Raw genomic sequence first — 20,370 nt, 5'->3', positions numbered from 1 at the left:
GCCGGAGCAGGGTTCACTCTCGACAAATCCCGCCATGCTTGTCAATTTCCAACGTGGCCGCAGCCTGCACAATCGCCTGATCGAGGATTTCAAATGACCATGCCCGAGGACCGGCTGACGACGCTGGAAATCCGCGCCGCCGAGCAGGAGAAGACCATCGAGGAACTGTCCGGCCAGATCGCCGAGCAGTGGAAGGTGATCGAGCGCATGCAGCGCAAGCTCGACGCGCTGGCCGAGCGCTTCCTGGCGCTGGAGGAACAGGCCGCGCCCGACGTGCCGGTGACCAAGCCGCCGCACTGGTGAGCGGGCCGACAAGACAAAACCGCCGGGCTTTCACCCGGCGGCTCGTCAGTTCAGCAGTGCCAGTCGATCAATAACGGCAATCGATCAATACGGGCAGGCATTGTCCGACATGTAGTCGTGCACCTTGATGGTGCCGGCGATGATGTCGGCCTTGGCTTTTTCGACCGCCGCCTTCATCGCATCGTCGACAAGCGCCTTGTTGTTGTCGTCCATGGCGTAGTCGACGCCGCCTTCCTTGAGGCCGAGATCGTTGACGCCGGCCGTGAATTTGCCGTCCTTGGCATCCATGAAGGTGTTGTAGACGGCAACGTCGACGCGCTTGACCATGGAGGTCAGCACCTTGCCGGGCTGTAGGCCGTTCTGGTTGGAATCGACGCCGATGCCGAGTTTGCCGGCGTCGGCCGCTGCCTGCAGCACGCCCACACCGGTGCCGCCTGCCGCCGCGTAGACCACGTCGGCGCCCTGGTCGATCTGCGTCTTGGCGATCTCGCCGCCCTTGGCCGGATCGTTCCAGGCTGCAGGCGTATCGCCGGTCATGTTCTGGATGACGTCGGTGGCGCCGGCCGCCTTTGCGCCGCCGACATAGCCGCAGCCGAACCTGCGGATCAGCGGAATGTCCATGCCGCCGACGAAGCCGACCTTCTTGGTCTTGGAAGCCATCGCCGCCATCACGCCGACGAGGTAGGAGCCTTCCTGCTCCTTATAGACCAGCGAGCGGACATTGGGCTTGTCGACGACCATGTCGATGATGGCGAATTTGGTGTCGGGGAACTCGGTGGCGATCTTGTCAAGCGCGTCAGCCCACGAGAAGCCCGCCATGACGATGGGGTTGCGACCGTCCTCGGCGAAACGGCGCAGCGCCTGCTCGCGCTGGGTGGCGTTGCTGACCTCGAATTCCACATAGGGGATGCCGGTCTCGGTCTTGAACTTTTCAGCGCCGTTGAACGACGCCTCGTTGAACGATTTGTCGAACTTGCCGCCGAGATCATAGAGGATCGCGGGTTGAATGTCCGCGGCGAAGGCCGGAAGAACCATTGCAGCTGCGGCCATAAGGCCGAGAACGATACGTTTCATGTGATCCACACCCCTGTCGGTTATTTGTCCATTATGCACCGCATGCCGGCCCGGTTCTCCGGCAGGCATATGGCGTCGGGCAGGAGTGTCTTCCTCCCGCTTCGGGTCAATCTGGCACGGCCCGAAACAAAATTCACGTGGAATTTTGACCCTTTGGAAAAGCATGGCGCCGCATCGCGGCGCCACAGCATATTCCTTGCGTCAGGAGCATAAAATCAGGCGGAGACGGCGGCCGGAATGGCGCAGGAGACGCCGGTTCCCTGCAGGCCGCAATAGCCGTAGGGGTTCTTCGCCAGATATTGCTGGTGGTCTTCCTCGGCGAAGTAGAATTCCGGCGCCGGCGCGATCTCCGTGGTGATCTTGCCGCGTCCGGCGCCGCGCAGCGAACCCTCGTAGGCGTCGCGCGAGGCGATCGCAGCCTGGTGTTGAGCGTCGTTGAGCGTATAGATCGCCGAGCGGTAAGTGGTGCCGACATCATTGCCCTGGCGCATGCCTTGCGTCGGGTCGTGGCTTTCCCAGAACAGCTTCAAGAGCTCGGCATAAGACACGATCTTGGGGTCGTAGACGACGAGCACGACTTCGGCATGGCCGGTGAGCCCCGTGCAGGTTTCCTGATAGGTCGGGTTGGGCGTGACGCCGCCGGCATAGCCGGCCGCCGTGACCCAGACGCCCTTGACTTGCCAGAACAGGCGCTCGGCGCCCCAGAAGCAGCCCAGGCCGAACATCGCCGTTTCCATCCCTTCGGGATAAGGACCCTTGAGCGGCCTGTTCGAGACAAAGTGCTTCGATGCGGTCGGGATCGGCCGGTCGCGGCCGGGCAACGCCTCGGAGGGTTTCGGCAGGTTGAGCTTCTTGTTCAGCATGTCGCTGAGAAACATGTGTGGGTTCCTTTTCTTCTTGGTTGAGCCTCCCCGGTACGGAACACCGGGTCAGGCTGGAAATGTCAGGTTGCGGCGAACCGCCCGCTGGGGCGCTGCCGCCTGTAACCGATGGCATAAAGAATGAACGCCAGGACCGCGAACACGGCAAAGCCGGGCTGGCTGAGCACCCAGGCGATGGCACCGTCCCACAGCAGCGGGTTGATCTTATCGCGGACGAAGCTTTCGAAGGCGCTGCGCGTATCCGGCGAGACAGCGAGCCAGCTGGTGTTGAGCGGGGTCATCACCAGCGCCGAAGCCGCCACCGAGCGGGTCGCATCGAGCACGGCCATGATGACCGAAACCGAAAGCGCGACCATTGCAGCGAGACGAAAGACGAAGCGGAACATCCGGACCCTTCCTCCCCAGGAGTTTATCAGAATGTCGTGTCGGACTGTTAAATAGGACCTGCGCGCTTTATCCGCAATCGCGACACGTGAAGTTGAACCCGTGACCGCCGGTTCGCCGGAACCGGTGGTGCGCCGGACGGCAAGCACAACCTCCGCCGATCGTTTCGATAGGCTCCGAACGGGTGCCCCAGCGGCATGGGCTGAGCATCCGTATCCGGCAAAGCGAATAGACTGCCGTTATGTCTTGGCATTCGGCACCGGATCGACTAGATGAGCCCCGCGCCTGTTGCTTTGACGGCTCGGGTGCGGGGAAAGGGTATCCGCTGGTTGACGGCGCCCACGGCCGGAATTCCGGCCGGAATCCCACAGGAGAGGCATCTCCCCAACCCGCGCGGCGAAACCGGCCGCGGCGAAAATGCTAAAGGATGGAGAGGTGGCCGAGTGGTTGAAGGCGCACGCCTGGAAAGTGTGTTTACGGGAGACCGTAACGCGGGTTCGAATCCCGCTCTCTCCGCCAGTTGCCTCGCCAAATTGCTGAAATACCTAATAAATTTCATGGCTCGCAGTATTTGACCCACTTTTTGCCCCACATAATTGTGTGGATTAAAATGGCTGTCACAGGCTTTCTCTGGACGCTATCTCTAGCAAGAGCGCTTCATTGTGGAGCGAAGTTGAGCGCCTCTCCAACTATGTGAGTCTGGGGCCGGATGGTCCTGTCACTACGGGGACGACGGCGACGTTGGCGGGTGTGTGGAGAGGCTTTGATTTTGGTGGGCGTGTTGACCTGTCGCCCGATCCTGTGGGGAGCGAAAGATGGTGACGATACTGAAGTGGATTGCCATCGCTGTACTTGGGCTGCTGGCATTGATGCATGCGGCACTGACTGCTTCACTGATCTGGCACATGTTCCGCTACGATGTACCCGGAGCTTGGATTGCGGAGCCCGAATTAGTCAGGCAATACCTGATTCCGCTGGCTTCCATTTTTGGTCTCTTGATACTGATGCGATACGCCAAGCCGACCGAAAGAAAGGCGTGCATCGCAGTTCTCGCTGCCGTTACTGTGTCCTTTGCGCTGTTTCTATTGTTGCATTTAACCGGTCGATTGACGATCAAATAGAGGGGACACTTGGGGCCCGCGCAGCGATTTTTGGCTGTTCTGCATGCTGATTTTTGCCTCTGATAGTGCTTCGCGCGGGTAGAATTTTGCGTTCGCGGCCTGCAAATTTTGTCATCGAATCCGGTTTGCGCGCACGAAATTTGGGCTCTTCTTGCGGTAAGCTAGCGCGGTTTCTCGTGCATCGGCGAGCGAGATGATCGGCGTGCCGCCCAATCCGATGTCTCTACGCCTGCCTTGGACGATGATCCGGAGGAGCCAACGCTTCGCTCCCGACGGGTCCACGACGAGGTAAAGGCCATTGCCATCGGCATATCGTCCCGGAGTCTTAGCCTGCCGCACCTCGATCGCGCTTAGCGCCTTGTCCGGGTGCTTTCCCGATTTTTGCATCGTCCGCCCAACTCACCCCACCCCACATTTTCACCCACATTGTATCGGCGATTTTGTTGGACGGCAATGAATGTCGTTGGACGAACTGAAAAATTAACGACTTGATTTCAAAGCGTTATTGGACGTCATTGGCCGCAGACGAACAGCCGACTGGCTGCCGCTCTCTCCGCCAAATAAATCTCACCGGTTCGCCAGCCTAAAGGGACGCTGGACGGCTACTGCCGCTGCGGTGCAGGTATCTTGGGGCAGGCAGAGGGGGCGCGAAGGCTACGGAGCGGCTTTCATCTTCGCCGCACCCTTACCTCAGATCAGCCTACAACCAATCGGCCCGCGCTTCACCAGAAGCACGGGCTTGGTCGACTCGGCGCCATCGCCGCCCCGTCTAGCGCGGGACCGCTTGTATTCCCGAGACCGAGCGCTCTGTTTCGGCGGAGAAAACCACGAAGGCAAAGATCAGCACGGCGACAGCGACAATCATTGAGCCGGTGGCGACGATCGGCTCGAGCGCCGGGTTTCCCTGCAGCATCAGGTAAAGAGCCGGCAGCATCACGACCAGGCCGAGATTGTAGACGCCGTAGTGGATCATGGCGCTCCTGCGGGCAGCCTTCGCCGGATTCAGCGCATAATAGCCGCCGAATATTGCACTGGTGACCCACCCCAGCAGGTTGATGTGCGCGTGAGCCGGAAACGCGCCGTGATCGCCTGAAATTGCCATCTGCAGGCCAGCTGCAATTCCCAGAATAAGAAAGATGATGGCTGTCTTGAAAAAGAGTTCCGAAACCTTAGGCATGTCATTCTCCCAAACCCGTTTTGCCGCCGCATCATGCTGTGGTTCCGGCGATCTTGCCAAGGGACCGTCGGGCCTGCGGAGCCATTTGTCGCCGGCCTGACAGCCCGTTGGCGGCCGGCCGCCGGGCCTGGCCGGTTGCGAGCCCAGCCAGAAAAAAATATGCACTCACGCTAATTTAATTGCAACATTACCGGGCAGGCTTCATGTCGTTCTCGCCAGGAAAGTGTCCTGCACGATGGTGGTACCATACGCGCCAAAGGTCTGCCCGTCAGTGTTGCAGCAAGGCCTCGCCGAACTTCTCCCACAGCTGTGCGCAATCTGTTGCTCTGAGGCTGGGGGTTCCGAGTGGGCCATATCTGATGACGGCGGCGTGAACATCATAGCCAACGATAGGTGCATTGGCGACAAAGTGGATAGCCTCGCCCAATCGGCGGGGGCCAATTGGCGCATCGGTTTTGTTGGTGATGTCGAAGACACCACGAATATCCGCTTCCTGATTCCTGGCTGCCAACGCAGCCGCCATTACCCTTTCTTGCATCATCGAAATCTCTCCTATCGGTCTAAGTCTAAGAACCGCGGCTTGTGCCGGTCCGGCAGCTGACAACCGGCAAATCGAAGTGCCTTTTGCAGCATCTCGATTGGCTCTTGCTGCGAGCCACTCCGCCCGCTCCCGCGGCAAGCCGATAAGGCAACTGCCAGCGAAATCCGCAGGCACGTCCACGGTCGCATCAAACACGGCCCACGTGCCAGTCGGCTCCTGAACGGGCAAAAACCTCATAACAGCGCCTGCTAATATACTATGCCGACTGTGAGGACGAGACTTTTTCCTGCATCAACTAAACGAATGAGAGCTGGTGTCGAAGTGCCGGGCGACGCTCGTCGAAAACAAATCGTCGGCGACATCGCCTGGATCGAAGGTGGGCCTGAGCAGCGATCCGGCCGCATTCGGGGCTCGCCGACAGGGACAAGCACAAGACGCAGCGCCGGCACGCTTCGTCAGATGTTACTTTCTGCCCTGCGGATAGATCGTCTCGCCGCGCTTCAGCATCTCCACGAACGCCGCGATCTTCTTCTTGCGTCCGGCTTCGGTTTTCATGTTGTGGATGCGGAAGGCGAGTGCGAAGCGGTTTTGCCCGCTGAGCTTTGCCAGCATCTCTTTCGCCTTGGGCTCGGCGTCTATTGCCGCCTGGAGGTCGTCGGGGATCTTCATCTCCTTGCCGCTCTTGTAGGCGAGCGCCCAGCGGCCGTCGGCCTTGGCCGCATCGACCTGCCTCAGCCCGTGCTCGGTCATCCGGCCCTCCTCGATCAGCCGGGCGACATTGTCGACATTGATCTGGCTCCAGGTGCTCTTCTTGCCGCGCGGGGTGTAGCGCTGCAGGTAGCTTTTGCCGTCCAAGGCCTTGCGCACCGCATCGATCCAGCCCCAGCACAACGCCACGTCGATGGCTTGCTTCGGAGTGATCGACGGCAGTCCCGAATCGAGCTTATGGATCTTGATCCAGACTTCGTCCTCACTGTCGTGATGCTCGCCAAGCCAGGCATGGAAGCTTTCGGCATCCCTGAACTCGCGCACCTTGGCGGGGTCGACCTTGACGGGCGCCATCAGCCGGTCCGCCCATGACGCGAGCGCGTAACGACGCCAAACCGCTTGCCGGCCGCGCGCGCGCTCATCTCAGCTCCGAGTCCGCAATCCGCAGGCCTGGTGATTCTCGCCGGCACGCATTCAGCCCGCACGATTGGGCGTGCCGAGGACATGGGATTTCGGCGGCAGCATGACGTTGTCGAATGTCTGCGTGAACATCGCCGCCGCAAAGAAAGCGACGGCGCGCAGGGTTTCGGTGCCGGTGTTGACGAGGTCGTGCCTGACCGGCGTCGGAAGTACCAGGACGCTGCCGGGCCCGACCGGGTGGGTGGTGCCGCCCTCAATGTGTAGCTCGCCGGTGCCGGCGATGATGTATTGCGTCTCTTCGGTGGCGTCGCTGTGCCAGCCGAGCCGCTTGCCGGGCTCGATCTCGTAGACAATGACCGAGGACTGGGTGGTGCCGTGCCCGCCGTAAACCGCGAAAGCGCCGGCCCATTTGACCGACGGATCGTCCTCTGCCCAAACCAGCGAACGTTCGAGCCTGTCGGATGCGACGACTGCTGTCATGGCTTCGTTCCTCTCAGCGAATTGCGAACACGAATCTAGATGATTTTTCTGGTCTGCGTCAGCAAAACTGGCTGCTGACCGTTCCCTCGCCCATTGCGCGTGACGATTTGTCGGGCCGCGATCCGACCTATTCTACTCTCGGGCCGGATCACTGAGCCGATTCCCCAATGCAACCAAGCCTTTACCTTTTAGCCAGTTTTAAGTTGCCCCTGCGTTGCGTTCGTGGTCCGGTACAACCAGGGCGCTCAATGCGGCATTCGGCAACGGTCGCCCCACCGACCGTCAAGGCAACACACCGTCGAGCCAACACAGGAGATAGCAATGGGCATTTTCGACAGTATCAAAGGTGCGATTTTCGGAAACGCGGTTGCGGCCGAAGCGCCGCCGGCGCAACCGTCTCCCGCGCCTGCTTCGAGCACGGCCACCCAGCCGACGGCGCCTACCCGATCCGCCCCGGCTGCAACCCCGGCTCCGGCCGCGCCGGCCGCGCCGTCCTCTGCCCCGGACATCGCTGCCATTCTCGACAAGGCGGTGGCCGCGAAGGGGCAGAAACTCAACTGGAAGAATTCGATCGTCGACCTGATGAAGGCTCTGAATATCGACAGCAGCCTCGGCGCCCGCAAGGAGCTTGCCCACGAGCTGAACTACACCGGCGATATGAACGACACTGTAACGATGAATCTGTGGCTGCACGACGCACTGATGAAAAAGCTGGCCGAGAATGGCGGCAAGCTTCCGAGCGACCTGGCCGCCTAGAGTCACAAGACAAGCAATTCCAGGAAAACGTGTGAACGGTTTTCCGTCCGGAATTGCGTCAAACAAAAAGACAGACCGGTTCGGCGTTTCCGTGAAACGACGAACCGTCCCGGTCCTGCCCGCACCGTGGTTCTTGCTGCGCTGGCTTCGGCCGCAACCGAGCAGACCACACTGCCAAGCATCAGACTGCCAGTAAATAAAATTGAGACCGATCCCGGCCGCCGGGATTGGGTCTATGGCGAAGTCGCATGGCACAAAAGCGCTGCCGCCTCGCGCCCGGATTGCCTCCCGCAAAACCGACGATTTCGGTCGCTGCCCACGCGCTGGTAGGACCACCATTTCGCTGGCGAAACGCGACGTTCGGCGTATCATTCTCCCGGGAGAGGGTTCATGGTGGGAGGAAGCCAATGAACGTGGTGCAGCGGGTGACCGTCGCCGACTTGACGGCCCAAGAGCTTGTTTCATCTGCGCTTTCACGGTTCGGTGCCGGCGACACCATATCGACGAGGGCGATGCTGGACATCGTTCGCAGGACGGCCCCGGCCTGCGGCAACAGTGACGACGATCTGGTCGAGCTTATCGTCATGACGGCCGTTGGTAGGACCATGGGCGTCGTGTTCGACCATCGCTCCCATTAGCAATCCGGAACGAATACCAGGCTGCGCCCAGGAGCAGTGGCGGGCGGTTGGCAGCGCCGCCAAAGAGGCCAGCCTGTTTGTGCGCGAAGGCCGGCCTGACGCCAAGCCCCTGCTTTGAGCAAACCGCCGCGCATGCCCGGTCATGCCCGAGGGCAGGCAACTGGGCGACACGCTCGAAGGAACTCGCTGAAATCTTGCCCGTTATGCTCTCGTCGAGATGAGGAGAGCTGCCATGGCCGACGACAAAACCAAGACCGACAGTCGCGACCGCTCACGAATGGCGGGCGGCGAAGACTACGAGGTACGTCACTTCGCCGAGGAAGCGGGCATCACCCCGGATCAGGCACGCACGCTGATCAAGCGCCACGGCACCGACCGCAAGGTGCTGAACGAAATCGCCGAAAGCATAAGAGCGTCGTAATGGCTGACAAGAAAACCGCAATGGCCGACCGCAAGACGCGCGATCCGGACGAAAAGGAGGCTCTGCGCCTGGCCGAAACCACCGACGTTTCGCCGAAGCAGGCGAAGGATCTGATGCGCAAGCACGGCAAGGACAGCCCGAAGGTCGAGAAGGAAGCCAAGAACTTCAAGGCCGAGGGCTGAGCCGCCGAGCCGGTTGGACGCGCGGCACAGGGTTGTGGCCGCAATCCTGCAGCTTATCGGTTTTCTAACAAATTCGGCCTATCCCTTCCGCTATCGCGGCTCAGGGATGCCATATGCGCGGGATATCTGGTGAGGCGAGGCCGTCGATAGACGACATACGGCATGTGAGGCTGATGTTTTGCCTGCTGGCGGCGGTCGTGATGGCGGCGGCGCTCCTCGCCTTTGCCACCTCCCTCCTGCAGGATCCTGATAGCTGGTGGCACATCAAGATCGGCATGGATATGCTGGCAAGCCGCACATTCCCCACCGTCGACATCTATTCCTATACTTTTGCCGGCCAGCCATGGATCGCCAAGGAATGGCTTAGCCAGGTTCTCCTTGCAATTGCCTTTGAAGCCGGCGGCTGGAACGGCGTGGTGCTGCTGGCGACTGCAATAATCGCGCTGACGGTCTTTTTGACGTCGTGGTATCTCAGCGCGTGGTTGAAGCCGACGCTGGCGATAGGACTGACGCTGGTTCTCGCGCTCTTGATCGGGCCAGTCTATGTCGCCCGGCCGCACATCTTTACCTTGCCCATCATCGTCGTCTGGACCGCCGGTCTTTTCCAGGCCGCACGCAACGAGAAAGCACCGCCCTTATGGCTGCTGGCGCTGCTTTGCCTGTGGGCCAATCTCCATGCCACCTTCACCTTCGGTTTCGTCATCGCCGCCTTCGCCGGCCTCGATCTCGTCACGCGCACACGCTTGTCGAACGCCTGGCTGCTGGCCAAGTGGATCGTTTTCGGGCTGCTTTGCCCGCTGGTCAGCCTGCTCAATCCCTATGGCGTCAAGGCCATACTCGCCACATTCACCGTGGCCTATGGCAATGAGGCGGTGCCTTACATTGCGGAGTGGCAACCCTTCGACGCCTCGCGGCACACCCTCCAGGAGGTGGCCCTGCTGGTGGCGTTTTTCGGGCTGCTCGTGTCGAGATTGCGCATTGGCTGGGCCAAGGCGCTGTTCCTTGTCTTCACGTTGCACGTCTATCTCACCCACATACGGTTCATGTACCTGTTCTTTCTTCTCGTGCCGGTGGTCCTTGCCGTCGAGGTCGCGCAACAATATCCAGCGCTTTCAGCCGAGAAATGGGCGGCGGAAAAGCGTGACGGACTTGAACAATTTTTCGCACGGCAATTTTCCAGGATTTGTGCTGGACTTGCCGTTTTGCTGGTTTTGGCGGCTGCCGCCTTCACGACCTATCCGGTCGCGCCGAGCCAGAAGACCTCGGCGAGGGACGCACTGGCCTTTGCCCAAACCCATAATCTGTCGGGCAATCTGCTGAACTCCTACGATTTCGGCGGCACGCTGATTTTCCACGGCATCAGGACGTTTATCGACGGCCGCGCGGATCAGCTCTTCCTGAATGGCTTTACGGAAACGGATGAGCAGACGGGGCACAGCCGGGGCAAGCCGATCCTGAAAGCCCAACTCGACAAATATACGATAGGCTGGGCATTGTTGACCGCCGACGACAGCCGCATTCCGTTCTTCGACGAACTGGGCTGGAAGCGGGCGTATGCGGACGATTACGCGGTGATCTACACCCGCGCGGACTGAGCCCCGGCAGCTTCGCGCGCCGGTGCGCACTTCCCCCCCTGAAGCTTCGGCCAGCGCCGAGGCGGCGAAATCCTTATGGGATTTTGATTTCTTTGCTCCGCGTCCCGTCTCGAACCTTTATGGCGCTTTGATCCATATTCACAGGAGCGGTGTATCCAGCCGCCGATATGATGCGGCGACGGGTTTGGATAGTTTGTTAAAGTAAACAAACAAATACAACATAAGGAAAACGCGCGGTGGACATAGTTGTTGTCGCGATTGGAATCGCGTTCTTTGCTCTATGCTTCGGCTACATCAAAGCTTGCGACAAGCTGTAAGTTTAGGGGATCGCAACATGCTTTTAGACTATATCCTCGGCGGCGCCGTGACCTTGTTTCTTCTCGCCTACTTGACATACGCCCTCGTTCGCCCGGAACGCTTCTGATCTCCGCTGGCAAGGAGCCAACCCCATGACAATCAACGGATGGCTGCAGATCCTCGTCTATTGCGGGATCGTCGTTCTGCTGGCCAAGCCGCTCGGCGGCTACATGCATCGCGTTTTCAGCGGCGAGCGCACATTCCTGTCGTCAATTCTGGCCCCGCTCGAGCGCGGGCTCTACCGCATATCAGGGACCAGCGAGCGCGAGGAGCAGCACTGGACCTCCTATGCGGCGGCCCTGCTGTTCTTTAACCTGGCCGGCTTCCTGGTGCTCTATTCGCTGCAACGGCTGCAAGGCGGCCTGCCCTACAATCCGGCCGGCATGACCGCCGTCGAACCTGGGCTGGCCTTCAACACCGCCGCCAGCTTCATGACCAACACCAACTGGCAGAACTACGGCGGCGAAAGCACGATGTCCTATCTCGTGCAGATGGCCGGCTTGACCGTGCAGAATTTTCTGTCGGCGGCGACTGGCGTCGCCATTGCGGTCGCATTGATCCGCGGCTTTGCCAGGGCCTCAGGCAAATCGATCGGCAATTTCTGGGTCGATATGACCCGCGGCACGCTCTACCTGCTTTTGCCCTTTTGCATCGTGTTGACTCTGGTCTATGTCTATCTCGGCATGCCGCAGACGCTCGCTGGCTACGTCAACGCGACGACGCTCGAAGGCGCCCAACAGACTATCGCGGTCGGGCCGGTCGCTTCCCAGGTTGCCATCAAGATGCTCGGCACCAATGGCGGCGGTTTCTTCAACGCCAATGCAGCGCATCCCTTCGAAAATCCCGATGCAATCTCCAACCTGATCCAGATGGTGACGATCTTCGCCCTCGGCGCGGCGTTGACCAATGTCTTCGGCCGCATGGTAGGCAACCAGCGCCAGGGCTGGGCAATTCTGTCGGCTATGGGCGTGCTGTTCATCGCCGGCGTTGCCGTCTGCTACTGGGCGGAAGCCGCCGGCAATCCGCTCGTCCATGCGCTGGGCGTCGACGGCGGCAACATGGAGGGCAAGGAGAGCCGCTTCGGCATCGCCCTGTCGGCAATGTTTGCCGTCATCACCACGGCCGCATCCTGCGGCGCGGTCAACGCCATGCATGACAGCTTCACCGCACTCGGCGGCATGATCCCCATCATCAACATGCAGCTCGGCGAGGTCATTGTCGGCGGCGTCGGCGCCGGCTTCTACGGTATCCTGATGTTCATCGTCATTGCCGTTTTCGTCGCCGGGCTGATGGTCGGACGCACGCCCGAATATCTCGGCAAGAAGATCGAGGCCAAGGAGGTCAAGATGGCTATGCTGGCCGTGCTCTGCCTGCCGCTTGCAATGCTGATCTTCACCGCTATCGCGGTGGTGCTGCCGACCGGCGTTGCTTCCATCGCCAATGCCGGCCCGCACGGCTTCTCCGAGGTTCTCTATGCCTACACCTCGGCCGCGGCGAACAATGGCTCCGCCTTTGGCGGCCTCAGCGGCAACACGCCCTGGTACAACGTAACGCTCGGCATCGGCATGCTGATGGGCCGGTTCCTGGTCATTATTCCGGCATTGGCGATTGCTGGCTCGCTGGTTGCGAAGAAGACCGTCCCTGCCTCCGCCGGCACCTTCCCGACCGACGGTCCGCTGTTCGTCGGGCTGCTGGCCGGTGTCATCCTGATCGTCGGCGGCCTGACCTTCTTCCCGGCCCTGGCGGTCGGACCGATCGTCGAGCACCTGGCGATGATTCACGGTCAGACATTCTGAAACGACGATGCCCTGGTTCGAGATCATACCTCGAAAGGTCCGGCATCGCCCCGAGCCGGAGGGGGAGAAAACGCCTCCTCCTTTCCCGACGCTGTCCACATTCCTCGCTATTGCGGCAGCCTTGATCATGATCTGGCTGCTGGCTTACGGGCCGCCGCACCTTCGTTCGGCACACGATCGACCGGTCAACAACATCGACACTGGAGCTACCAAATGAGCCCGTCGAAATCCGTGAGCATCATGGATACCCGCATTCTGTGGCCCGCTATCGGCGGTTCCTTCAGAAAACTGAACCCGCGCACCTTGATGCGAAACCCGGTAATGTTTGTCGTCGCCGTCGTCTCGGCGCTCACCACCGTGCTGTTCGTCAAGGATCTCGTTACCAGCGGCGGCGATCTTGGCTTCACGCTGCAGATCATCATCTGGCTGTGGTTCACCGTGCTCTTCGCCAATTTCGCCGAAGCGGTGGCCGAAGGCCGCGGCAAGGCGCAAGCTGACTCGCTGCGTCGGGCGCGAACCGAGACGCAGGCCAAGCTGTTGAACGGTGGCGACCGCAGCAAGTTCAAACTGGTGCCCGGCACCAGCCTGAAGGTCGGCGACATCGTGCTTGTCGAAGCCGGCGACATCATCCCCTCGGACGGCGAGGTGGTCGAAGGCGTGGCGTCGGTCAACGAGGCGGCCATCACCGGCGAATCCGCACCGGTCATCCGCGAATCCGGAGGCGATCGTTCGGCGGTGACCGGCGGCACGCAGGTCTTGTCCGACTGGATCCGCGTGCGCATCACCGCGGCTGCCGGTCATACGTTCCTCGACCGCATGATCTCGCTGGTCGAGGGCGCCGAGCGCCAGAAGACACCCAACGAGATCGCGCTCAACGTCCTGCTCGTCGGCATGACGCTGATCTTCGTGCTGGCGACGGCGACGATCCCGAGCTTCGCCTCGTATTCGGGCGGCTATATCTCGGTGACCGTGCTGGTCGCCCTGTTCGTTACCCTGATTCCGACCACAATTGGCGCCCTGCTGTCGGCTATCGGCATTGCCGGCATGGACCGCCTGGTGCGCTTCAACGTGCTCGCCATGTCGGGCCGCGCCGTCGAGGCGGCCGGCGATGTCGACACGCTGCTGCTCGACAAGACCGGAACCATCACGCTGGGCAACCGTCAGGCGACGGCATTTCGTCCGGTCAAGGGCGTCACCGAACAAGAACTGGCCGACGCGGCTCAGCTTGCCTCGCTTGCCGACGAAACGCCGGAAGGCCGCTCGATCGTCGTCCTGGCGAAGGAAAAATACGCCATCCGCGCCCGCGACATGGCAAGTCTGCATGCGACTTTCGTGCCCTTCACCGCGCAAACCCGCATGAGCGGTGTCGATCTGGAAGGCTCCTCGGTCCGCAAGGGCGCAGTCGATGCGGTACTTGCCCACGTCAACCTCTCGACCGTTGCCACAGGCAGTACGCGCCCCGGCAGCGACACCGTCCGCGACCTTCAGGCGATCGCCGACGAGATCGCCAAATCGGGTGGCACTCCACTCGCGGTAGAGCGCGACGGGCGCCTGCTCGGCGTCGTCCATCTGAAGGACATCGTCAAGGGCGGCATCGCAGAACGCTTTGCCGAATTGCGCCGCATAGGCATCCGCACGGTGATGATCACCGGCGATAATCCGATGACCGCGGCGGCGATCGCGGCGGAAGCCGGCGTCGACGACTTCCTTGCCCAGGCGACGCCCGAGGACAAGTTGAAGCTGATCCGCGACGAGCAGGCCAAAGGCAAACTGGTCGCGATGTGCGGCGATGGCACCAACGATGCGCCGGCCCTTGCGCAGGCCGATGTCGGCGTTGCCATGAACACCGGCACGGTCGCGGCGCGCGAGGCCGGCAACATGGTCGATCTCGACAGCGATCCGACCAAGCTGATCGAGATCGTCGAAATCGGCAAGGCGCTCCTGATGACGCGTGGCTCGCTGACCACCTTCTCCATCGCCAACGACGTGGCCAAGTATTTTGCCATCATCCCGGCAATATTCGCCGTCTTCTACATCGCCCCGGGCCAGACCGCCGGGCCGCTGCAATCGCTCAATGTCATGCATCTGGCGACGCCGCAGAGCGCTATCCTCTCGGCCATCATCTTCAACGCGCTGATCATCATTGCGCTGATCCCGCTGTCGCTGAGGGGCGTCAAATACCGCGCGGTCGGCGCCGGTGCGCTGCTCAGCCGCAATCTCATTGTCTATGGCCTTGGCGGCGTCGTAGTGCCCTTCGTCGGCATCAAGATGATCGACATGGCCATCACCGCTCTCGGTCTCGCCTAAGGAACCACGTCGATGCTCAATCAAATCAGGCCCGCGATCGTCATGATCGTCTTCTTCACCATTCTGACGGGTTTGGTCTATCCGATCGGCATGACCGGCATTGCCCAGGCGCTGTTTTCGCGCCAGGCCAATGGCAGCCTGATCGAGAAGGACGGCAAGCTCGTCGGTTCCGAGCTGATCGGCCAGGCTTTCGAAAGCGACCGCTACTTCCATGGCCGCCCGTCGGCTGCCGGCGACGGCTACAATGCCGCCGCCTCGGGCGGCTCGAATCTCGGCCCGACCAACCCGAAGCTCATCGACAGGATCAAGAGCGACGCCGAAAAGCTGAGAGCCGAAAACCCGAGCCAGCCGGTACCGATGAATCTGGTCACCACGTCCGGCAGCGGCCTCGATCCGCATATCAGCCCCGATGCGGCCTATTTTCAGGTTGCCAGGGTGGCCAAGGCCAGGGGCGTCGATGAATCCAGGATCAAATCGCTTGTCGACAGCCATGTCGAAGATCGCGAATTGGGATTCATCGGCGAGGCGGTGGTCAATGTGCTGGCCCTCAACCTTGCGCTGGACGATGCGATGAAACAGTGAAGGACCGGCGCCGGGATCGACACCGAAGCCGGCGCCGTTCATGATTGACCCTTATGCCAGACGACAGCCGCACCGCCGAAACCAGGCCCTCTCCCGACGCGCTGCTTGAGCACGCCGAGCGGGAGGAGCGCGGTCGCCTGAGGATATTTCTCGGCGCCGCCCCCGGTGTCGGCAAGACCTACGAGATGCTGATGTCGGGCCGCGCCAGGCTGGCCGACGGGGTCGACGTGGTGATCGGCATCGTCGAGACGCACGGCCGCAAGGAAACCCAGACGCTGGTCGAAGGCTACGAGGTCATTCCTCGCCTTGAGATCGATTACAAGGGGCGGATCCTTGAGGAGATGAATCTCGACGCCATCCTCGCCCGGCACCCGGCCCTAGTTCTGGTCGACGAACTCGCCCACACCAACGTCGCCGGCAGCCGTCACCCCAAGCGCTATCTCGACGTCCAGGAAATCCTGACGCACGGCATCGATGTCTACACGACGCTGAATATCCAGCACGTCGAGAGCCTGAACGATGTCGTGGCGCAGATCACCCGCGTCAGGGTGCGGGAAACTGTCCCCGACTCCATAATCGACCAGGCCGACGACATCGAGATCATCGACCTCACCCCCGACGATCTGATCAAGCGGCTTGAGGAAGGCAAGGTCTACATCCCCAGCACAGCCCAGCGCGCCATCGAGAACTATTTCTCGCCGGGCAATCTGACGGCGCTCCGGGAATTGGCGCTCCGCCGCACTGCCCAGCGGGTCGACGAGCAGTTGCTGACCCACATGCAGGCCCACGCGATACCCGGGCCTTGGGCGGCGGGGGAAAGGGTTCTCGTCTGCGTCGATGCGCGTCCGGGCGGGGCGGCCCGTGTACGCTATGCGCGGAGGTTGGCCGACCGGCTCCGCGCCCCTTGGACGGCGCTTCATGTCGATACCCCTCATTCAGCGGCCATGCCCGAGGAGGACAAGGATCGGCTGGCGACGCAGCTGCGCCTTGCCGAGCAGCTCGGTGCCGAGGTGACGACCATTCCGGGTCAGAACGTCGCGCAAGACATCGTTCGGCATGCGACGGCGAACAACTTCACCCATATCGTGATCGGCAGGCCGACCCGATCGCGCTGGCGGGAATTGATCGAAGGCTCGCTCACTTACGATCTCATCCGCAATGCCGGCGACATCAGCGTCCATGTCATTTCGGGAAACGAACGCAACGCCGAGGCGACGTCGAGGACCGTCAAGGCGGCGGACGAGCAGTGGCAGTTCGAGATCTGGCCCTATCTCAGGGCCACGGCCTATGTTGTTGGCTCGCTCGCCTTCGCCGTTCTTCTCGACCAGTTTCTCGACGTCCGCAATCTGGCGATCATCTTTCTCATTGGGGTCCTGACGTCGGCGGTGACCGGCGGTCTCTGGCCGGCTTTGTATGCCTGCCTCATCAGCGCCATTGCCTTCAACTATTTCTTCCTGGAACCACGCTACACGCTGACGATCGAGGATCCGGAGAGCATCGTTGCGCTGGCTGTCTTCCTGGTTGTTGCGGTCATTGCCAGCAATCTAACAGCGCGCGTGCAGCGTCAGGCGGTCGCTGCGCGCTCGCGGGCACGCGCCACAGAAGATATTTATCTCTTCTCAAAGAAGCTCGCCGGCGCTGGGACGCTTGATGACGTTCTCTGGGCGACTGCCTTCCAGATCGCCTCGATGCTGAAGCTGCGCGTGGTGCTGCTTCTGCCGGAGAACGGCACAATTGCGGTCAAAGCCGGCTACCCACCCGACGACACGCTGGCCGAGGCCGACATCGCAGCAGCCCGCTGGGCCTGGGAGCATAACCGCGCCGCCGGGCGCGGCGCCGACACGCTGCCCGGAGCAAAGCGCCTCTATCTGCCCTTGCGGACCGGACGCACGGCGGTGGGCGTTGTCGGCCTCGACAACGACAAGCAAGGTCCGCTGCTGACACCCGAGCAGCAGCGTCTGCTCGATGCGCTCGCCGACCAGGCGGCGGTCGCCATCGAGCGCATCCAGCTCGTCGCCGATGTTGACCGGGCCAAGCTCGCGGCCGAGGCAGACCGTCTGCGCTCGGCCTTGCTCACCTCCATTTCCCACGATTTGAAGACGCCGCTTGCCGCCATCATGGGCGCGGCCGGAACACTCAGGGACTTCGAGGCCGCACTTCCCGAGCAGGACCGGACGGAACTGCTGTCGACCGTGCTCGATGAAGCGGAGAGGCTTAACCGCTTCATTGCCAATCTGCTCGATATGACCAAGATCGAATCCGGCACGATGGAGCCGAACTATGCGTTTCACTATCTCGGCGACATTGTCGGTTCAGCTCTGTATCGGGCCCGCAAAATCGTCGGCGAGCATAAGACCGAGATCGACATTCCATCGGATCTGCCGATGTTGCGGGTCGACCCCGTTCTGTTCGAACAGGTGCTGTTCAACCTCCTCGACAATGCTGCAAAATACGCGCCGCCAGGTTCGACGATCCGCCTGCAAGCCTGGGCCGACAACGGCTTCGTCATCCTGCAGATCATGGATGAGGGACCAGGCATTCCGCCAGCGGATCTAGAGCGCGTTTTCGACACTTTCTACCGTGTGCGCAAGGGTGACCAGGTGCGTGCCGGCACGGGGCTCGGCCTGTCGATTTGCCGCGGCTTCATCGAAGCGATGGGCGGGACGCTCTCGGCGGCAAACAGGTCCGACCGCTCGGGGGCGGTTTTCACCATCAGGATGCAACTGGTGCCGGCGGAACTGCCCAACCTCGGCGAACCCGATGCGGGCCATCAAAATATGGACGATCTGGCATGACGAGCCTGGACGTCAGGATATTGGTGGTCGACGATGAACCGCCGATCCGGAAACTGCTTCGCGTCGGGCTTGGCAGCCAAGGCTATGCGATCAGCGAGGCGCCGAACGCCAGGGCGGCGATTGAACTCATCGAGACGGAAAAGCCGGACCTTGTCCTGCTCGATCTCGGCCTCCCCGGCATGAGCGGCCATGATTTGCTGCGCAAATGGCGGGATGATGGCCTGGACATTCCCGTGGTTATTCTTTCCAGCCGCACTGATGAGGCCGGCATCGTGTCCGCCCTCGAACTCGGCGCCGACGACTATGTCACCAAGCCGTTCGGTATGAACGAGCTTGTCGCACGCATCCGCGTAGCGCTTCGCCACAAGTTTCAGCAGCAGGGTGAGAGACCGGTGTTCCAAACCGGCGACCTCTCCGTCGATCTGGTGAAGCGCGTCGTCAAGGTCGAGGACAAGGAGATAAAGCTCTCGCCGAAGGAATACGACATTCTTCGCACCTTGGTGCAGCACGCCGGCAAGGTTCTCACCCACCAGTTCCTGCTGAAGCAGGTCTGGGGCGATTCCACCGACGTTCAATATCTCAGAGTCTATGTCCGGCAACTCAGGCTAAAGATTGAGAAGACGCCCGACCAGCCCCGCTATATCACGACCGAGACCGGCGTCGGATACCGGCTGCGCGAAGTCGATTGACGCGAGGAGCATCCGAAGCCGAAATGCCTCTTCCAATCCGCTTCAAATCAGCGGCGGCCATGGTGTCGTCGGACAAAAGCCCTATATTAAGGAAAGATCGGTTTTGTGCGGGAAAGATCGGTTTTGTGCGGGAATGAATGGATGTCACGGCTTCGTCTATTGACGTTTTTAGGGTCGGCAATGCTGACCGCGGCGATGCTGTCGGGCGTAAATCCTGCTGCATCGGCACAGGTCGTCAGTCCCGCCGACCGCAACGTGTTGATCCAGCAAGACCAGTTGCAGATGTTGGAGAACAGGCTGCGGCGGCAGCAATACCAGCAGCAGCAACAGCAGTACCGTGCCCAGGATCGCCAAATCCCAACACCGCAACGGCAGGAGGTGCCGCAGATGAGGCCAACTTGCCAGTTGCTGCCGTCGGGGAGCGGCTTTGTCAGCACCTGCCGCTGACGACCGGCCCTTTCCATTTATTTAGCCGACTTATATATTGTGGAAACCGCTCCGCTTGCGCCCCATTGAAAGCGGCCGACTTTGCAACGCTGCCCTTGCCGTTTGGGCACCGCCTCGACTGGATTATCGAATGGCAGCCAGCAAGAAGAAGGTCGTACGCAAGGCAAGGGAGGGCGACCGGATTCGCCAGGTCGCGGCGATTCCGTTTCGGCTGAACGAGCATGGCGAAGTCGAGGTGATGCTGGTCACATCGCGAACGACAAGGCGCTTTATTGTGCCGAAGGGCTGGCCGATGAAGGGCAAGAGCGGCCGCAAGGCGGCCACCATCGAAGCACAGGAAGAAGCCGGCGTTCTCGGCAAGACACTGAAACAGCCGGCCGGCACCTATTGCTACTGGAAGCGGCTGGCGAACCGCTTCGTCCGTGTCGACGTCGTCGTCTATTTGCTGGAGGTAACCGAGGAACTTGCCGACTGGCAGGAATCCAAGAGGCGTCAGCGTGCGTGGCTGGCACCAGCCGACGCGGCGTTGCTCATCGACGAGCCGGATCTTTCGACGCTGGTGAGGAACATCAGGATTGCCGAGCTGGAGCATAATCCCAAAAAGCAGGGTCCGGCGTTCGGAAAAGATCCCGCTCAATAGAAGATGGAGGCCTGCCCCGACTGTGTCGGGATGGAATTGGTTCCAGCGCCCGCCGCCGCCGTCTCTTGAACCGATG

General features: G+C 61.3%; 23 protein-coding genes and 1 tRNA gene. 16 read left to right on the top strand and 8 right to left on the bottom strand.

All coding sequences use genetic code 11. The annotated features are described in order from the left end of the window. Window positions 1-93 precede the first annotated feature (93 nt). Complete coding sequence (locus NKI52_RS15610; RefSeq protein WP_031211352.1) at window positions 94-303, top strand: SlyX family protein; 210 nt, start codon at window positions 94-96, stop codon at window positions 301-303. A gap of 84 nt (window positions 304-387) precedes the next feature. Here NKI52_RS15610 and NKI52_RS15605 read toward each other — a convergent pair whose 3' ends face one another. The 3 genes from NKI52_RS15605 to NKI52_RS15595 form a co-directional block, all read right to left on the bottom strand. Continuing rightward, window positions 388-1,377 carry a BMP family lipoprotein gene (locus NKI52_RS15605; protein ID WP_023675310.1) on the bottom strand — a complete coding sequence of 330 codons (990 nt, stop codon included), beginning with the start codon at window positions 1,375-1,377 and terminating at the stop codon, window positions 388-390. 215 nt (window positions 1,378-1,592) lie between these two features. Continuing rightward, window positions 1,593-2,255, bottom strand: a complete 663-nt coding sequence (gene msrA, locus NKI52_RS15600; RefSeq protein ID WP_352633718.1) for a peptide-methionine (S)-S-oxide reductase MsrA — start codon at window positions 2,253-2,255, stop codon at window positions 1,593-1,595. A gap of 65 nt (window positions 2,256-2,320) precedes the next feature. After that, on the bottom strand, window positions 2,321-2,644 hold the full coding sequence (locus NKI52_RS15595; protein ID WP_023675308.1) for a hypothetical protein: 324 nt from the start codon (window positions 2,642-2,644) through the stop codon (window positions 2,321-2,323). Window positions 2,645-3,071: 427 nt separating this feature from the next. Here NKI52_RS15595 and NKI52_RS15590 point away from each other — a divergent pair. Both NKI52_RS15590 and NKI52_RS15585 read left to right on the top strand, forming a co-directional pair. Further along, window positions 3,072-3,161 (top strand) — tRNA-Ser (locus NKI52_RS15590). A 296-nt stretch (window positions 3,162-3,457) separates the two neighbouring features. Continuing rightward, window positions 3,458-3,763 (top strand): hypothetical protein, encoded by a 306-nt coding sequence (locus tag NKI52_RS15585; protein WP_352448285.1) that lies wholly within the window; start codon window positions 3,458-3,460, stop codon window positions 3,761-3,763. A gap of 111 nt (window positions 3,764-3,874) precedes the next feature. On the opposite strand, the gene NKI52_RS15580 is transcribed toward NKI52_RS15585, so the two are convergent. From NKI52_RS15580 to NKI52_RS15560, 5 genes are all read right to left on the bottom strand, one after another. Then, window positions 3,875-4,150 (bottom strand): Arm DNA-binding domain-containing protein, encoded by a 276-nt coding sequence (locus NKI52_RS15580; RefSeq protein WP_352698518.1) that lies wholly within the window; start codon window positions 4,148-4,150, stop codon window positions 3,875-3,877. 382 nt (window positions 4,151-4,532) lie between these two features. Then, on the bottom strand, window positions 4,533-4,940 hold the full coding sequence (locus NKI52_RS15575) for a hypothetical protein (RefSeq protein ID WP_023675307.1): 408 nt from the start codon (window positions 4,938-4,940) through the stop codon (window positions 4,533-4,535). A gap of 268 nt (window positions 4,941-5,208) precedes the next feature. After that, entirely contained in the window at window positions 5,209-5,481 is a 273-nt protein-coding gene (locus NKI52_RS15570; protein ID WP_031211351.1) for a hypothetical protein, read from the bottom strand. A gap of 462 nt (window positions 5,482-5,943) precedes the next feature. Further along, a complete protein-coding gene (locus tag NKI52_RS15565) occupies window positions 5,944-6,543 on the bottom strand; it encodes a YdeI/OmpD-associated family protein (RefSeq protein ID WP_352465922.1) in 600 nt (199 codons plus the stop codon). 120 nt (window positions 6,544-6,663) lie between these two features. Then, entirely contained in the window at window positions 6,664-7,089 is a 426-nt protein-coding gene (locus NKI52_RS15560) for a cupin domain-containing protein (protein WP_352465923.1), read from the bottom strand. A 321-nt stretch (window positions 7,090-7,410) separates the two neighbouring features. On the opposite strand from NKI52_RS15560, the gene NKI52_RS15555 reads away from it, so the two are divergent. The 13 genes from NKI52_RS15555 (at window position 7,411) to NKI52_RS15495 (ending at window position 20,294) form a co-directional block, all read left to right on the top strand. Next, entirely contained in the window at window positions 7,411-7,845 is a 435-nt protein-coding gene (locus NKI52_RS15555; protein WP_023675304.1) for a DUF3597 domain-containing protein, read from the top strand. A gap of 407 nt (window positions 7,846-8,252) precedes the next feature. Next, complete coding sequence (locus tag NKI52_RS15550) at window positions 8,253-8,483, top strand: hypothetical protein (protein ID WP_023675303.1); 231 nt, start codon at window positions 8,253-8,255, stop codon at window positions 8,481-8,483. A 232-nt stretch (window positions 8,484-8,715) separates the two neighbouring features. Then, the gene (locus tag NKI52_RS15545) at window positions 8,716-8,904 is read left to right on the top strand and encodes a DUF3606 domain-containing protein (protein ID WP_023675302.1); all 189 of its coding nucleotides are present in this window, start codon (window positions 8,716-8,718) and stop codon (window positions 8,902-8,904) included. Then, entirely contained in the window at window positions 8,904-9,086 is a 183-nt protein-coding gene (locus NKI52_RS15540) for a hypothetical protein (RefSeq protein ID WP_254816845.1), read from the top strand. The genes NKI52_RS15545 and NKI52_RS15540 overlap by 1 nt, the downstream gene beginning before the upstream one ends. 113 nt (window positions 9,087-9,199) lie before the next feature. After that, window positions 9,200-10,681, top strand: a complete 1,482-nt coding sequence (locus NKI52_RS15535) for a hypothetical protein (RefSeq protein WP_352698515.1) — start codon at window positions 9,200-9,202, stop codon at window positions 10,679-10,681. A 280-nt stretch (window positions 10,682-10,961) separates the two neighbouring features. Beyond that, entirely contained in the window at window positions 10,962-11,105 is a 144-nt protein-coding gene (kdpF, locus tag NKI52_RS15530) for a K(+)-transporting ATPase subunit F (protein WP_352698513.1), read from the top strand. Window positions 11,106-11,130: 25 nt separating this feature from the next. Then, window positions 11,131-12,834: a potassium-transporting ATPase subunit KdpA gene (gene kdpA / locus NKI52_RS15525; protein WP_352698511.1), complete on the top strand. Its 1,704-nt coding sequence runs from the start codon at window positions 11,131-11,133 to the stop codon at window positions 12,832-12,834. A gap of 213 nt (window positions 12,835-13,047) precedes the next feature. Beyond that, window positions 13,048-15,141, top strand: coding sequence for a potassium-transporting ATPase subunit KdpB (kdpB, locus tag NKI52_RS15520; protein WP_352698509.1), 2,094 nt, complete (start codon window positions 13,048-13,050; stop codon window positions 15,139-15,141). A gap of 12 nt (window positions 15,142-15,153) precedes the next feature. Further along, entirely contained in the window at window positions 15,154-15,723 is a 570-nt protein-coding gene (kdpC, locus tag NKI52_RS15515) for a potassium-transporting ATPase subunit KdpC (protein ID WP_023675296.1), read from the top strand. Window positions 15,724-15,776: 53 nt separating this feature from the next. After that, window positions 15,777-18,518: a DUF4118 domain-containing protein gene (locus NKI52_RS15510; RefSeq protein WP_352588308.1), complete on the top strand. Its 2,742-nt coding sequence runs from the start codon at window positions 15,777-15,779 to the stop codon at window positions 18,516-18,518. Then, window positions 18,515-19,207, top strand: coding sequence for a response regulator transcription factor (locus NKI52_RS15505; RefSeq protein WP_023675295.1), 693 nt, complete (start codon window positions 18,515-18,517; stop codon window positions 19,205-19,207). The genes NKI52_RS15510 and NKI52_RS15505 overlap by 4 nt, the downstream gene beginning before the upstream one ends. A gap of 141 nt (window positions 19,208-19,348) precedes the next feature. After that, on the top strand, window positions 19,349-19,654 hold the full coding sequence (locus NKI52_RS15500; protein WP_023675294.1) for a hypothetical protein: 306 nt from the start codon (window positions 19,349-19,351) through the stop codon (window positions 19,652-19,654). Window positions 19,655-19,784: 130 nt separating this feature from the next. Further along, on the top strand, window positions 19,785-20,294 hold the full coding sequence (locus tag NKI52_RS15495) for an NUDIX hydrolase (RefSeq protein WP_352465927.1): 510 nt from the start codon (window positions 19,785-19,787) through the stop codon (window positions 20,292-20,294). The last annotated feature ends 76 nt before the right edge of the window (window positions 20,295-20,370 follow it).

This window comes from Mesorhizobium sp. M0590, assembly GCF_040320905.1.
Lineage (GTDB): Bacteria > Pseudomonadota > Alphaproteobacteria > Rhizobiales > Rhizobiaceae > Mesorhizobium.
This window is presented reverse-complemented; position numbering and strand designations above follow the sequence as displayed.

Bases quoted from the DNA above. Each gene is read 5' to 3' on its own strand.
- kdpA (WP_352698511.1), top strand. From the start codon at position 11,131: ATGACAATCAACGGATGGCTGCAGATCCTCGTCTATTGCGGGATCGTC.
- NKI52_RS15605 (WP_023675310.1), bottom strand. From the start codon at position 1,377: ATGAAACGTATCGTTCTCGGCCTTATGGCCGCAGCTGCAATGGTTCTT.
- NKI52_RS15505 (WP_023675295.1), top strand. From the start codon at position 18,515: ATGACGAGCCTGGACGTCAGGATATTGGTGGTCGACGATGAACCGCCG.
- NKI52_RS15610 (WP_031211352.1), top strand. From the start codon at position 94: ATGACCATGCCCGAGGACCGGCTGACGACGCTGGAAATCCGCGCCGCC.
- NKI52_RS15580 (WP_352698518.1), bottom strand. From the start codon at position 4,150: ATGCAAAAATCGGGAAAGCACCCGGACAAGGCGCTAAGCGCGATCGAG.
- NKI52_RS15540 (WP_254816845.1), top strand. From the start codon at position 8,904: ATGGCTGACAAGAAAACCGCAATGGCCGACCGCAAGACGCGCGATCCG.
- NKI52_RS15560 (WP_352465923.1), bottom strand. From the start codon at position 7,089: ATGACAGCAGTCGTCGCATCCGACAGGCTCGAACGTTCGCTGGTTTGG.
- NKI52_RS15545 (WP_023675302.1), top strand. From the start codon at position 8,716: ATGGCCGACGACAAAACCAAGACCGACAGTCGCGACCGCTCACGAATG.
- NKI52_RS15495 (WP_352465927.1), top strand. From the start codon at position 19,785: ATGGCAGCCAGCAAGAAGAAGGTCGTACGCAAGGCAAGGGAGGGCGAC.
- NKI52_RS15570 (WP_031211351.1), bottom strand. From the start codon at position 5,481: ATGATGCAAGAAAGGGTAATGGCGGCTGCGTTGGCAGCCAGGAATCAG.
- NKI52_RS15550 (WP_023675303.1), top strand. From the start codon at position 8,253: ATGAACGTGGTGCAGCGGGTGACCGTCGCCGACTTGACGGCCCAAGAG.
- kdpB (WP_352698509.1), top strand. From the start codon at position 13,048: ATGAGCCCGTCGAAATCCGTGAGCATCATGGATACCCGCATTCTGTGG.
- NKI52_RS15585 (WP_352448285.1), top strand. From the start codon at position 3,458: ATGGTGACGATACTGAAGTGGATTGCCATCGCTGTACTTGGGCTGCTG.
- NKI52_RS15510 (WP_352588308.1), top strand. From the start codon at position 15,777: ATGCCAGACGACAGCCGCACCGCCGAAACCAGGCCCTCTCCCGACGCG.
- NKI52_RS15535 (WP_352698515.1), top strand. From the start codon at position 9,200: ATGCGCGGGATATCTGGTGAGGCGAGGCCGTCGATAGACGACATACGG.
- kdpC (WP_023675296.1), top strand. From the start codon at position 15,154: ATGCTCAATCAAATCAGGCCCGCGATCGTCATGATCGTCTTCTTCACC.
- kdpF (WP_352698513.1), top strand. From the start codon at position 10,962: ATGCTTCGGCTACATCAAAGCTTGCGACAAGCTGTAAGTTTAGGGGAT.
- NKI52_RS15595 (WP_023675308.1), bottom strand. From the start codon at position 2,644: ATGTTCCGCTTCGTCTTTCGTCTCGCTGCAATGGTCGCGCTTTCGGTT.
- NKI52_RS15565 (WP_352465922.1), bottom strand. From the start codon at position 6,543: ATGGCGCCCGTCAAGGTCGACCCCGCCAAGGTGCGCGAGTTCAGGGAT.
- msrA (WP_352633718.1), bottom strand. From the start codon at position 2,255: ATGTTTCTCAGCGACATGCTGAACAAGAAGCTCAACCTGCCGAAACCC.
- NKI52_RS15575 (WP_023675307.1), bottom strand. From the start codon at position 4,940: ATGCCTAAGGTTTCGGAACTCTTTTTCAAGACAGCCATCATCTTTCTT.
- NKI52_RS15500 (WP_023675294.1), top strand. From the start codon at position 19,349: ATGTCACGGCTTCGTCTATTGACGTTTTTAGGGTCGGCAATGCTGACC.
- NKI52_RS15555 (WP_023675304.1), top strand. From the start codon at position 7,411: ATGGGCATTTTCGACAGTATCAAAGGTGCGATTTTCGGAAACGCGGTT.